The organism is Baekduia sp., from assembly GCF_035685985.1.
GTDB lineage: Bacteria > Actinomycetota > Thermoleophilia > Solirubrobacterales > Solirubrobacteraceae > Baekduia.
In genome coordinates this window covers 110,873-123,658 of the sequence record NZ_DASRZV010000028.1, presented here as the reverse complement: position 1 = coordinate 123,658, position 12,786 = coordinate 110,873, and the positions used below count along the sequence as shown (strand labels likewise).

Sequence of the window (12,786 nt, the reverse complement as noted above, 5' to 3'; positions counted from 1 at the left end):
GCCCAATAGAGTACGGCGGCACATGGACGCGACCCAACGCCTGGTGGACGAACTACGGACCCACGCCCTCGTCCTCGGCGAGGTCGTGCTGACCAGCGGCCTGACCGCGCAGTACTACGTCGACGCCAAGCGCGCGATCCTGCGCCCGGCCGGCTTCGCCGCGCTCGGCGAGATCGTCGCCGCCAAGGCCGCCGAGTGGGGCGCCACCGCCGCGGGCGGCCTGACGATGGGCGCCGACCCCGTCGCCTGCGCCGCGCTGGCCGGCGGCTTCGACGGCAAGGCGTTCTTCGTGCGCAAGGAGACCAAGCAGCACGGGCTCCAGCGGCGGATCGAAGGTCCGACGCTGGACGCCGACGAGCGCTGCCTGATCGTCGAGGACGTCGTCACGACGGGCGGCTCGACGATCCAGGCGATCGAGGCCGTCCGCGAGGCGGGGCACGAGATCGTCGGCGTCGTCGCGGTGCTCGATCGGCTGGCGGGCGGCGCGGAGCGCATCGAGGTGGAGGCCGGCGCGCCGTTCTACCCGTGCGCCACGATCGACCAGGTGTACCCCGATCGCCCGGATCGAAGCTGAACGCGCGTTCGTACGCGTGTAGGTTGGCGCGGTGCATCCCGCCGGACCCGGCCGAACGGAGGTGATCTCCGCCGCGACGCTGCGCGTCCTGCTGGTCGAGGACGACGACGGCGACGCGTTCCTCTTCGAGGAGTTGCTGTCGATGTCCGACCTCGACGTCGCGGTCGCGCGCGAGCGCACGGTCACCGCGGCCGAGGCGCGGCTGCCGGGCGACGTCGCCTGCGTGGTGCTCGACCTCGGCCTGCCCGACGCCGACGGCCTGGCGGCGCTGCACCGCCTGCGCGAGGCCGCGCCCGGCGTCCCGATGCTCGTGCTCACCGGCCTGTCGGACACCGCGCGCGGGCTGGAGGCGGTCGCCGCGGGCGCGCAGGACTACCTCGTCAAGGGCCGCGTCGACGGCGAGCTGCTGGCGCGATCGATCCGCTACGCGGTCGAGCGCCAGCGCGCGGAGTCCGTCCAGGCACAGCTGACCGCCGCGTCGCTGGCCGCGGAGGAGAACGCGCGCCTGGAGCGCGGGCTGCTGCCGCGGCCGCTGGTCTCCGACGCGCGCGTCTCGGTCGCCACCGGCTACCGGCCGGGGCGCGAGCGCGCGCTGCTGGGCGGCGACTTCTACGACGTGGTCGAGGCCTCCGACGGCACGCTGCACATGCTCGTCGGCGACGTCTGCGGCCACGACCCCGACGCGGCCGCGCTCGGCGTCTGCCTGCGGATCGCGTGGCGGACGCTCGTGCTCGGCGGCCCGGCGGGCGACACGTTGTTCTCCACCTTGGAGGAGGTGCTCGTCCACGAGCGCGTGTCCGAGGAGATCTTCGCGACCGCGTGCATGGTCAGCGTCACGCCCGACCGGCAGCGCGCGATCGCGCGCGTCGCGGGCCACCCGCTGCCGATCCTGGTGCCCGGCGACGGCGACGGCGACGGCGACGCGGCCGGCGCCCGCGAGCTGCCCGGTCCACCGCGGCGCCCGCCGCTGGGGATCGGCGCCGGGCTGGGCTGGGAGCCGGTGGCCGTCGCGCTGCCTGCCGCCTGGCGCCTGGTCCTCTACACCGACGGGCTGATCGAGGGCCGCACGGGCGCGGGCCCGGAGCGCCTCGGCGTCCGGCGGCTGGTCGAGCTGGTCGGCGCCGGCTCGGGCCACGAGGAGTCCGGGCGCGCGCTGATCGACCGCCTGATCGGCACGGCCGAGCGCCTCAACGGCGGCGACCTGACCGACGACGTGGCCGTCCTGGCCGTGACCGCGCGGCCATGAGTCGGCTGCGCAGCGGCCAGTGGCTGGCGCTGACGGCGGGCGGCCTGGTGCTGGCCGCGCTGGTCGGCATCGCGATCACGCTGCTGATGCTGCAACGGCTCGGGGACGCGCGCGTGCAGGTCGTCGACCGCGTCGACCCGGCGCGCGTGGCCGCGCAGGTCTACATCACCGCGCTGGTCAACGAGGAGACCGGCGTGCGCGGCTACGCCAGCGGCGGCACCGACGACTTCCTCGCTCCCTACCGGCAGGGAAGCAAGGACGCGGTGACCGCGCGGGCCCGGCTGGACGCGGTCGTCGCCAGCGGCAAGGTCCCGCGCCTGGCCGAGAACCTGCAGGCGGTCGGGCTGGCGTCCACGACCTGGCACCTGCTCTACGCCGACCCGGTGATCCTGATCGTCGGGCGCGAGGGCAAGGACTCCAAGAACGTGCCGAGCCTGGACCAGGGCAAGGGGCTGTTCGACCAGGTCCGCGGCGCGTTCGGGCAGCTGCAGGCCGACCTCGTGGCCGAGCGCGCGTCGGCGCGCACCAAGCTGCGCCACGCGGCGACCGCGGCCACGTGGTCGGGGCTCCTCACCGCGCTGCTGATCCTGGCGGCCGCCGCCGTCGCGGCGCTCGTGCTGCGTCGGACGATCGCCAACCCGCTGTCGCGCCTGGCGCGCGACGCGCGGCGCGTGGCCCGCGGCGAGTTCGAGCATCCGGTCGCGATCACCGGCCCGCGCGACATCCAGGGGCTGAGCACCGACGTGGAGTCGATGCGGCGGCGGATCCTCGCCGAGCTGGAGGTCGTCAACGACGCCCGGGCGCAGCTCGAGGAGCAGACGCGCGACCTGCAGCGCTCCAACGCCGAGCTGGAGCAGTTCGCCTACGTCGCCTCGCACGACCTCCAGGAGCCGCTACGCAAGGTCGCGAGCTTCACGGGGATGCTGCAGCACCGCTACCAGGGCCAGCTCGACGAGCGCGCCGACCAGTACATCGAGTTCGCGGTCGACGGCGCCAAGCGCATGCAGGTGCTGATCAACGACCTGCTGGCGTTCTCGCGCGTCGGGCGGCTCGGCGCCGAGCGCGCGCTGGTGTCGATGGACGACGCGGCCGCCGACGCGCTGAAGAACCTCGCGGCGGCGATCGAGGAGTCCGGCGCGCACGTGGACGTCGCCGACCTGCCGGTCGTGCGCGGCGACCGCTCGCTGCTGGGCGCGCTGCTGCAGAACCTGATCGGCAACGCCATCAAGTTCCGGTCCGACGGCATGACGCCCGAGATCCGGGTCCGCGCCGTCCGCGGCGAGAAGGACTACGTCTTCACGGTCAGCGACAACGGCATCGGCATCGCGCCGCGCCACGCCGAGCGCATCTTCGTGATCTTCCAGCGGTTGCATCCCAAGGAGGAGTTCACCGGCACCGGCATCGGCCTGGCCATGGGCCGGAAGATCGTCGAGTTCCACGGCGGCCAGATCTGGCTGGATCGCGACGAGTCCGCCTCCGAGGTCGACGACGCCACCGGCCACGGCTCCACCTTCCGCTTCACCCTCCCGATCCCCGACGACGACGAAAGCGACCCGACCCCATGACGCCCCGACCCGCCGGCCAGCCGATCGAGGTCCTCCTCGTCGAGGACGACCCCGGCGACGTGCTGCTCATCCGCGAGGCCTTCGAGTACAACAAGGTCCACAACAACCTCAACGTCGTCACCGACGGCGAGCAGGCCCTGGACTACCTGCGCCGCCAGGGCGAGCACGCCGACGCCGCCCGCCCGGACCTCGTGCTGCTCGACCTCAACCTGCCCCGCAAGGACGGCCGCGAGGTCCTCGCCGAGGTCAAGCAGGACGCCGACCTGCGCACGATCCCGATCGTCGTCCTGACGACCTCCGAGGCCGAGGAGGACGTGCTCAAGAGCTACCAGCTGCACGCCAACGCCTACGTCACCAAGCCCGTCGACTTCGAGCGTTTCGTGTCGATCGTCAGGCAGATCGACGACTTCTTCGTCTCCGTCGTTCGCCTCCCCTCTTAGACTTCCCCTTCGAGGCTTCGCCTCCCCGCCCCGATAGCTCAGCCGGATAGAGCGTCCCCCTCCTAAGGGGAAGGCCGCTGGTTCGAATCCAGCTCGGGGCGCTCGGACCGCAACGCGGGCCGCCGCCGCGCCCACTACCTTGCGGGCATGGCTCCCAGTGATGGTGTTCGATCGGTCAAGATCGGCGCTGACGAGCGGACCGGCTGGTCCTCTGAGCGTCCGCGGCGCGCGAGCTCCGGGTCCGGACGCCCGCCGCGGCCGGCGGGACGCGCCCTGCCGGTCCCGGCGTCGGACACGTTGACCTTCCCGTCCGGCGGCGTCGTGGTCTTCACCGGCGCCGACGCGCCGGCCATCCACCGCCTGGTCGCGCGCCTGCTCCCGCGTCCCGCGCTGATCTCCTACGACGTGCTCGCCCGCGCCGTCGCCGAGAAGGTGCCGTCCGAGCAGGTCGGCGAGGTCACCCTGCGCCTGGTCGGCAAGCGCATCGCCGAGCGTCAGGCCGAGGGTCAGGCGACGGTGATCGAGACCGGCGAGCTCTCCGCCGAGCTGCGCTCCGGCCTGGCCGCGCTCGCCGACCGGCGCGCCGGCGCCCATCTGGTCGTCCTGGACTCCGGCCGCAAGGCCGTCGGCGACGAGGAGCGCTTCGAGGCGCTCCGCGCGATCGTCACCGGCGCGCGCAGCGGCGAGATCGGCGCCGAGGGCTTCTCGACGGCCATGGTGCTCGGCCGCGTCGACCTCGACAAGGTCACCGGCATCGAGTTCATCCAGCGCCGTCGATGATCGTGTGGAGCGTGGCGTTGCGGCGCCCGCGCGCGGCGAGCTGCAGCGCCACGTAGCCGCCGAGCGAGTTACCCACCAGGTGCGCCGTCTCGAGCCCGGCCGCGTCCAGCGCGCGCTCGACCGCGTCGGGCAGCGCGGCGGACGACACCGGGCCGTCGATCCGGGGTCCGCCGAAGTGCCCCGCCAGCGCGGGCGCGACGACGTCGAAGCGGCGTCGCAGCGAATCCGTCACCAAGTCCCACGTCCGCGGCGTGTCCGTGAACCCGTGCAGCAGGACGAGCGGTTCGCGGTTGGACATCATCTTCCCGTCCAACGTATACCAGTTGGTCACACTTGGGTGACCACCCGGAAACAGGTCGACAGGGTCGCTGCTGAGAGAACTCTGAATCGCGACGGCACGTATCGCCGTCGCGTCCCCCGTCCCCTGAACCGGAAGGACCCTGTTGTCCAGTCCCCTCTCGCCGCGCGCGCGGCGCCGGTCGCGGCTGTCCGCGACGCTGGTCGCCACGGCCGGCCTCGCGGCGCTCCCCACCGCCGCGCACGCGGCCGATCAGCTCTCGCTCACCGACAAGACCGAGACGATCGGCCCCGGCATCACGCTGCAGCACCTCAAGACCCTGTCGGCCTCCGGCTGGCTGGACGAGCAGGTGCTGACCGCCGACCTCTCCGACCCGGCGGTCTCGTCCGACCTCCTCACCGCCGGCCCGGTCGCCCAGGGCGGCCCGATCAGCACGGCGGCCAACAAGGCCGGCGCGGTCGCCGCCGTCAACGGCGACTTCTTCGACATCGACAACTCGCAGGCGCCGCTGGGCGTCGCGATCCAGGGCGGCAACCTGCTCAAGTCGCCGCAGGCCTCCGGTTGGCCGGCGGTCGGCGTCGGCCAGGACGGCCTCGGCCGCCTGATCGACGCGACGCTCGACGCGACCGCCACGGTCCACGGCGTCACCTACAAGGTCGCCACCATCAACGCCGCCAACTCCTCGCTGGCCGCCAACTCGATGGTCGCGTTCACCTCCAACTGGGGCACCTACACGCGCCAGATCGGCACCGGCGGCGCCACCAAGGTCGCCGAGGCGCTGATCAAGGACGGCAAGGTCGTCTCGGTCAACCCCAACGGCGCCGGCGACGGCGCGATCCCCGAGGGCGCCTTCGTGCTCGTGGGCACCGGCACCCAGGCCGACGCCATCAAGGCCTTCCAGGTCGACGACAAGGCCACCTTGTCCTACGCCTTGAAGGACGACGTCGCCAAGAACATGAAGTTCGCGCTGGGCTCCAACGTCCAGCTCGTCAAGGACGGCCAGGCGCTCACCAACGCCGACGCGTCCAACGCGCCGCGGACCGCGATCGGCTTCAAGGACGGCGGCAAGACCATGTTGTTGGTCACCGCCGACGGCCGCCAGAGCACGGTCCCGGGCCCGACGCTCACCCAGTGGGCGCGGATCCTCAAGGACCTCGGCGCCGAGACCGCGATGAACCTCGACGGCGGCGGCTCGACCACGATGGTCGCGCGTCCGCTCGGCGACTTCGCCGCCACGGTCCGCAACACGCCGTCCGACGGCCACGAGCGCAACGACCCCGACGGCGTCGGCCTCTTCGTCGCCCCCGGCGACGGCCAGGTCCACGACCTCGTCGTCGAGGGCTCCGACCAGGCCGCCGACGCCGACCTCGACCGGCCGCGCGTCTTCCCGGGCCTGCACCGGACGCTGACCGCGAGCGCGGTCGACGACCACCAGACGCCGGTCAAGATCGCCCGCGGCGACGTCCGCTGGAACGCCTCCGGCGACGCCACGGTCGCCAACGGCCTGCTCGCGGCGCCCAAGGACGCCTCGGGCTCGATCACGGTCCGCGCCACCAGCGACACCGCCCAGCAGGACACGAAGGTCCGCGTCCTGCGCCCGCTGAGCCGGCTCGAGCTGTCCTCCGCGCGCCTGTCGTTCGCGGCGGCGGGCGACGACCTGGCCCAGACCCTGAAGGTCACCGGCCGCGACGACCAGGGCTACACCGCCCCGATCGAGTCCGAGGACCTCGACCTCGACTACGACCACAGCGTCGTCAAGATCCAGCCCAGCGGCTCGGCCCTGAAGGTCGTCCCGCTGAAGGCGGGCGGCACGGTGCTGACGCTCGAGGCCGGCGGCCAGACCGAGCGGCTCGCGATCTCCGTGGGCGTCCAGACCGTCGACGCCTATGACTTCGGCTCGGAGCCGGGCTACGCCAACAAGCGCTGGAAGTTCACCGGCACCGCGACCGCCAACCCGGTCCTCGCGGACACCGCCGACGGCCTCCAGGTCGACTTCAGCGCGGCGCGCAACGTCGGCATCACCGCCAACGGCTCGGGCCCGACGGTCCAGGTGCCGCTGCCCGGCCAGCCGCTGAAGGTGCGCGTCCACGTGTACTCCAACGTCGCGATGTCGTTGACCTACCTGTCGGTGCTCAACGGCGGTGGGACCTACACCGGCCTCTACAGCACGCCGCTGAAGGCCACCGGCTGGCAGGACGTCGACTTCGACATCCCGGCCTCGACCAAGTTCCCGATCTCGTTCGACACGTTCCAGGGGATCGAGACCACGGCGGCCCTGCAGAAGGACGGCCGCATGGTCGTCGGGTCGGTCTCGGCGGACATCCCGAGCCCGGTCGACCAGCCCGCGCAGGACGACCTGAAGGCCGACCGCCTGGTCAGCGCCGACGGGACCCTCCCCAGCGGGGGCAAGGACTGGAACTTCGCGACGCTGTCCGACATCCAGTTCACCGCCGACAACCCGACGCTGGCCCAGGCCGGCATCGCGGCGATCCAGCGCATCCGCAAGACCCACCCGGACCTGCTGGTGCTCAACGGCGACGTGACCGACCGCGGCCTGCCGCAGGACATGACGCTCGCGCGTCAGGTCCTCGAGGAGGCCGGCTGCGACGTCGTCAAGCCCGGCGAGGAGCCGGCGGCGGACTCGACGCCCGACCCCGACGGCAAGCTGCCCTGCTACTACGTGCCGGGCAACCACGAGTCCTACGGCGTCAACAACGTGCAGTCGGACCTGACGAACTTCATCAACGAGTTCGGCAAGCCCTACCGCACCTTCGACCACAAGGGCACCCGGTTCGTCCTGCTGGCCAGCGCGCTCGGCTCGCTGCGCGGCACGGACTACAACCAGCTGCCGATGCTGCAGGAGGCGCTGAACGGCGCCGCGAGCGACCCGTCGATCGACAACGTGATGGTCTTCGCCCACCACCCGGTGGACGACCCGGCCGACACGAAGTCCTCGCAGCTCGGCGAGCGTGACGAGGTCGCGCTGATCGAGAAGCTCCTGTCGGACTTCCGCGGTAAGAGCGGCAAGGGCGCCGCGATGGTCGGCTCCCACGCGCAGATCGCCGACGTGCATCGCATCCAGGGCGTCCCGTACGTCGTGCTGCCCTCCAGCGGCAAGGACCCGTACGGCACCCCGGACCGCGGCGGCTTCACCGGCTGGATGCGGTGGGCGGTCGACCCCGCCAAGAACGCCGACGGCCAGTGGCTGACCGCGGACGTCCGCGCCTTCGCGCAGTCGATCACGCTGAACGCCCCGGCCACCGTCGAGGTCAGCCAGAGCGCGTCGCTCTCCGGCTCGATCGTCCAGCCCGAGGGCGTGGCCAACGGCACGCGCGTCGTGCCGCTGCGCTACCCGATGTCGGTCCACTGGTCCGGCGACGACGGGCTGGCGATCGGCTCCGGCCAGGCCGCGATCGACGCCGCGCGTCAGGCGGGCAAGGTCGCGATCCTCGATCCGAGGACCCAGCAGCTGACCGGCCTGCGCGCCGGCAAGGTCGCGGTCGTCGTGACCAACGACTCGATGCGCCAGTACACCGACGACGCGTCGACGGCCCCGGTCACGACGCAGAAGACGATCCAGGTCGTGCCCTTCACGGGCTCGGGCCCGCGCGTCGACGTCGCCACGCCGGTCTTCCCCGACCAGATCGTGGGGACGATCAGCGCGCCGCAGCGGATCGTCGTCAAGAACACCGGCGATCGGCCGCTGCACGTCTCGGCGCTGAAGATCGAGGACGCCGACGGCGCCTCGGCCGGGGACTTCGTGCTGGCCGACGAGGCCTGCACGAGCGGCGCGATCGCGCCGGGCGCGTCCTGCGCGGTCCTGGTCCGCTTCGCCCCCGCGCGTGAGAAGGCCACCTCGCACGAGCGCCTGGTGATCTCCGACGACACGGCCGACAAGGCCCACGTCGTCGACCTCACCGGCACGAGCGTCCCCTCGCCGGCGATCGGCGAGAAGGGCGACCAGGGCGACGTCGGCCCGCAGGGCGAGATCGGCCCGGTCGGCCCGCAGGGGCCGCAGGGTGACGCGGGCGCCAACGGGGCCGACGGCGCGGCGGGCGTCGCGGGCGTCAAGGGCGACACCGGGGCCACCGGGGCCACCGGGGCCACCGGAGCCACCGGAGCCACCGGGGCCACGGGCGCGGTCGGCCCGGTCGGGGCCACCGGCGCCAAGGGGGCCAAGGGCGATCCCGGCCGCGACGCCGAGATCACCTGCAAGATCAAGACCACGGCCGGGAAGTCGGGCTCGCCCACCCAAGGCATCTCCTGCTCGGTGACCTACGTCGGCACCTCGGCCAAGTCCCGCTCGGCGAAGGCCAAGGCGACCAGCGCGATCAAGGCGGGCACGGCGAGCCTGACCCGCAACGGCCGCACCTACGCCAAGGGCAAGGTCGGTCACCTGACCACCACCCGCAAGCTCGTCCGCGGCGGCTACTCGCTGCGCGTCACCAGCGGCGCGGGCAAGCACAGGGCCACGACGGTCTACCGGGTCACGCTCCGGTAGCCCGCGGGGACAGCACCACGCGACGCGACGGGTCGTCCCTCCGGGGCGGCCCGTCGCACGTTAACCGCGCATGTGCCGGTGGACAGCAGGCTGACATCGGCCTCCGCGCCCCTCGCGGCGCCCGCCGGACACCTGGCCACTCGTATAGGCCGATAGGACCGCGAAACGCCGCCGCCGGAAGGGCACACCGTCTCGGCGTCGAATTATCCAAAGTGGAGTCGTTTGGCTCCACAGCTTGCGTGAAGCTGAGATTGTGTGTGGTCAAGTCACCTGACATATCGCCCCTCAGAGGAGTAGCCTGCGCGCGGCTCGCTCCGGGGTTCCTCCCATTGAGGAGGTGCAGGAACCCCGCATCTGGGAATGGGTGAGCACTCAACGGCTTTCTGGGAGAGGGACCCATCAAGCAGCACGAGATCACGGCGGGGGCCGGAGCGTGAGCACCGGTGCCTCGGAGACGCTCCTCGAGGGCGGCGGTGTCGACCTGACCGAGGAGTCGGCGGCGGAGATCGCTGCCCGCTCGCCCCTGGAGCTGTTCTGGCGACGGCTCCGGCGGGACAAGGTCGCGCTCACGGCGCTGACCATCGTCGGCATCATGATCTTCATCGGGATCTTCGCGCCGCTGATCGTGAAGGTCCTCGGCCTGCCGAACCCCAACACGCAGAACGACAACCTGCTCGACGACTTCGGCTCGCCCACGGGCCCGTCGTGGGCGCACCCGTTCGGCGTGGACGAGCGCGGACGCGACGTGCTGTCGCGCGTGCTCTACGGCACCCGCGTCTCGCTGGAGGCGGCGCTGCTGTCCTGCGCGCTGATCGTGATCATCGGCGTGACCGCCGGCCTGATCACCGGCTACTTCCGCGGCCGCGTCGACACCTTCATCAGCCGCGTGATGGACCTCTTCCTCGCGTTCCCGGTGCTCGTGCTGGCCGTGGGCCTCGGCGTCGCGTGCGCCGACGGCTGCCTCGGCGGCGCGATCCAGCCGGGCCTGCCGGTCGTGATCTTCGTGATCGTGCTGACGACATGGCCCTACATGGCGCGCATCGTGCGCGGTCAGGTCCTGTCATTGCGCGAGCGCGAGTTCGTGGAGGCCGCCCGATCGCTGGGCGCCTCCGACCGCCGCATCATCTTCCGGGAGATCCTCCCGAACCTGGTGGCGCCGATCATCGTCTACGCCACCGTCTTGATCCCGCAGAACATCATCTACGAGGCGTCGCTCTCGTTCCTGGGCGTCGGGGTCGATCCCGACAAGCCCAGCTGGGGCGCGATGATCTCGGACGCCACGTCGATCTTCCAGGACGCGTGGTGGTTCATGGTGTTCCCCGGACTGGCCCTCCTGATCACCGTTCTCGCCTTCAACATCGTCGGCGACGGCTTGCAGGATGCCCTCAACCCGCGGACGTCCAAGTAGGTGCACGTGCGCCGCGGTTCATCGCAAGAGCCGGTCGTTGAGGACGACCGGCCGACACATCAGAAAGGACCGCACATGCGTCGGAGCCATCTCCGATTCTTGGTGGTGAGCATGCTGGGTGTGCTCGCCCTGGTCGTGGCCGCCTGTGGTGGCAGCGACAACGACTCCTCGTCCTCCGGCGGCTCGTCGACCTCGTCGTCGAAGTCCAGCTCGGGCGGCAGCGCGGGGACGGACAACACGAAGGCCGCCAACGTCCAAGGCAAGAAGGGCGGCACGATCACCATGCTCGCCGGCTCCGACGTCGACTTCCTCGACCCGGGCCGCTCGTACTTCACGCAGGGCTACATGGTGATCTACCCGACCCAGCGGACGCTGTACTCGTTCAAGCCGCAGGACTCGGCCAAGCCGGTCCCGGACCTCGCCGAGAGCGATCCGGAGATCTCGGCCGACAAGAAGACGATCACGGTCAAGCTCCGCAGCGGCGTGAAGTTCTCGCCGCCGGTCAACCGCGAGGTCACCTCCAAGGACGTCAAGTACTCCTTCGAGCGCTTCTTCTCGGAGAACGTCGGCGGCCAGTACGGCGCGTACTTCTCGTCGATCGTGGGCGCGCCGTCCTCGCCGACGAAGGGCGTCAAGCCGATCTCCGGCATCGAGACGCCGGATGACCACACGATCGTCTTCCACCTCAAGGACGCCTCGGCCGTTCCGGTCGCCGCCGCCCTGGTGATGCCGATCACGGCGCCGGTCCCCGAGGACTACGCCAAGAAGTTCGACGCCAAGAACCCGTCGACGTACAACACCCACCTCGTCGCGACCGGCCCGTACATGGTCAAGAACGACGCCAAGGGCAACGCCATCGGGTACAAGGCCGGCAAGTCCATCGCCCTGGTCCGCAACCCGAACTGGGATCCGAAGACCGACTACCGCCCGGCCTACCTGGACGCCGTCAACATCCGCACGAACTCGTCGGATGCGAACGTCGCCTCCAAGCAGGTCCTCGACGGCCAGTCGATGCTGTTCGACGCCAACCCGCCGGCGAACATCATCAAGGAGGTCGCGACGCAGATCAAGGACCAGTACGTCCAGATCCCGTCCGGCGGCTACCGCTACTTCCCGATCAACACCACGATCAAGCCGTTCGACAACATCAACGTCCGTCGCGCGGTCCTGGCCGCCTTCGACCGCAACGCGGCCCGCCTGGCGCGCGGTGGCAAGTTCACGGCGGACATCCCGACCCACTTCCTCCCGCCGGACTTCCCCGGCTTCGACGAGGCGGGCGGGTACGACGGCCCCGGCTATGACTTCCTCTCGACCAAGAACGAGAGCGGCGACATGGCCCTGGCCGCCGAGTACATGAAGAAGGCGGGCTACCCGTCGGGCAAGTTCACCGGGAACCAGGAGTTCCTGATGGTGTCGGCCAACGTCGACCCGAACAAGGCGCAGGCCGAGGTGGCCAAGGCGCAGTTCGAGAAGCTCGGCTTCCACATCCGCCTCCGCCTGGTCCCGCAGGACTCGGTCTACAACGACTGGTGCCAGGTCCGCTCCAAGAAGGTGGCCGTCTGTGGCGGCGCCGGCTGGTTCAAGGACTTCGCCGATCCGCAGTCGATGCTCGAGCCGGTCTTCGCGGGCTACACGATCCCGAAGAACCCGGACGCGTTGAACAACAACATGGCTCAGCTGCGCGACCCGAAGGTCGACGCCGCGATGAAGAAGGCCGCGCTGCTGGACGGCGACGAGCGCCTGAAGGCGTGGGGTGAGATCGACAAGATGATCACCGGTGACGCGCCCGCCATCCCGTTCGTCTGGGACAAGACCACGCTGATCCGCTCCAAGAACGTCAACGGCGTCGCCAACGGCTACTACACGGCCTGGGACTTCGCCTGGACGTCGCTGAAGTAGGTCTCAGCAACCGCATCACCATCGATGCCCCCGGTCGCGGCACGCGCGGCCGGGGGCGTCACCTTCCACTGAGCC

General features: G+C 71.2%; 9 protein-coding genes and 1 tRNA gene. 9 read left to right on the top strand and 1 reads right to left on the bottom strand.

Features of this window, described 5'->3' with window-relative positions:
• Positions 1 to 22 precede the first annotated feature (22 nt).
• The 6 genes from VFG42_RS18250 (at position 23) to VFG42_RS18225 (ending at position 4,605) form a co-directional block, all read left to right on the top strand.
• Positions 23 to 574: an orotate phosphoribosyltransferase gene (locus tag VFG42_RS18250; protein WP_324910204.1), complete on the top strand. Its 552-nt coding sequence runs from the start codon at positions 23 to 25 to the stop codon at positions 572 to 574.
• A gap of 31 nt (positions 575 to 605) precedes the next feature.
• Complete coding sequence (locus tag VFG42_RS18245; RefSeq protein WP_324910203.1) at positions 606 to 1,820, top strand: PP2C family protein-serine/threonine phosphatase; 1,215 nt, start codon at positions 606 to 608, stop codon at positions 1,818 to 1,820.
• Positions 1,817 to 3,385: a sensor histidine kinase gene (locus VFG42_RS18240; RefSeq protein ID WP_324910202.1), complete on the top strand. Its 1,569-nt coding sequence runs from the start codon at positions 1,817 to 1,819 to the stop codon at positions 3,383 to 3,385. The genes VFG42_RS18245 and VFG42_RS18240 overlap by 4 nt, the downstream gene beginning before the upstream one ends.
• A complete protein-coding gene (locus VFG42_RS18235) occupies positions 3,382 to 3,825 on the top strand; it encodes a response regulator (protein ID WP_324910201.1) in 444 nt (147 codons plus the stop codon). The genes VFG42_RS18240 and VFG42_RS18235 overlap by 4 nt, the downstream gene beginning before the upstream one ends.
• A gap of 27 nt (positions 3,826 to 3,852) precedes the next feature.
• Positions 3,853 to 3,926 (top strand) — tRNA-Arg (locus VFG42_RS18230).
• 196 nt (positions 3,927 to 4,122) lie between these two features.
• Positions 4,123 to 4,605 (top strand): hypothetical protein, encoded by a 483-nt coding sequence (locus tag VFG42_RS18225; protein ID WP_324910200.1) that lies wholly within the window; start codon positions 4,123 to 4,125, stop codon positions 4,603 to 4,605.
• On the opposite strand, the gene VFG42_RS18220 is transcribed toward VFG42_RS18225, so the two are convergent.
• Entirely contained in the window at positions 4,586 to 4,906 is a 321-nt protein-coding gene (locus tag VFG42_RS18220; RefSeq protein ID WP_324910199.1) for an alpha/beta fold hydrolase, read from the bottom strand. The genes VFG42_RS18225 and VFG42_RS18220 overlap by 20 nt on opposite strands.
• Positions 4,907 to 5,048: 142 nt before the next feature.
• On the opposite strand from VFG42_RS18220, the gene VFG42_RS18215 reads away from it, so the two are divergent.
• From VFG42_RS18215 to VFG42_RS18205, 3 genes are all read left to right on the top strand, one after another.
• Positions 5,049 to 9,404, top strand: a complete 4,356-nt coding sequence (locus tag VFG42_RS18215) for a phosphodiester glycosidase family protein (protein WP_324910198.1) — start codon at positions 5,049 to 5,051, stop codon at positions 9,402 to 9,404.
• 433 nt (positions 9,405 to 9,837) lie between these two features.
• Positions 9,838 to 10,812: an ABC transporter permease gene (locus VFG42_RS18210; protein ID WP_324910197.1), complete on the top strand. Its 975-nt coding sequence runs from the start codon at positions 9,838 to 9,840 to the stop codon at positions 10,810 to 10,812.
• 111 nt (positions 10,813 to 10,923) lie between these two features.
• A complete protein-coding gene (locus VFG42_RS18205) occupies positions 10,924 to 12,711 on the top strand; it encodes an ABC transporter substrate-binding protein (protein ID WP_324910409.1) in 1,788 nt (595 codons plus the stop codon).
• Positions 12,712 to 12,786 lie beyond the last annotated feature (75 nt).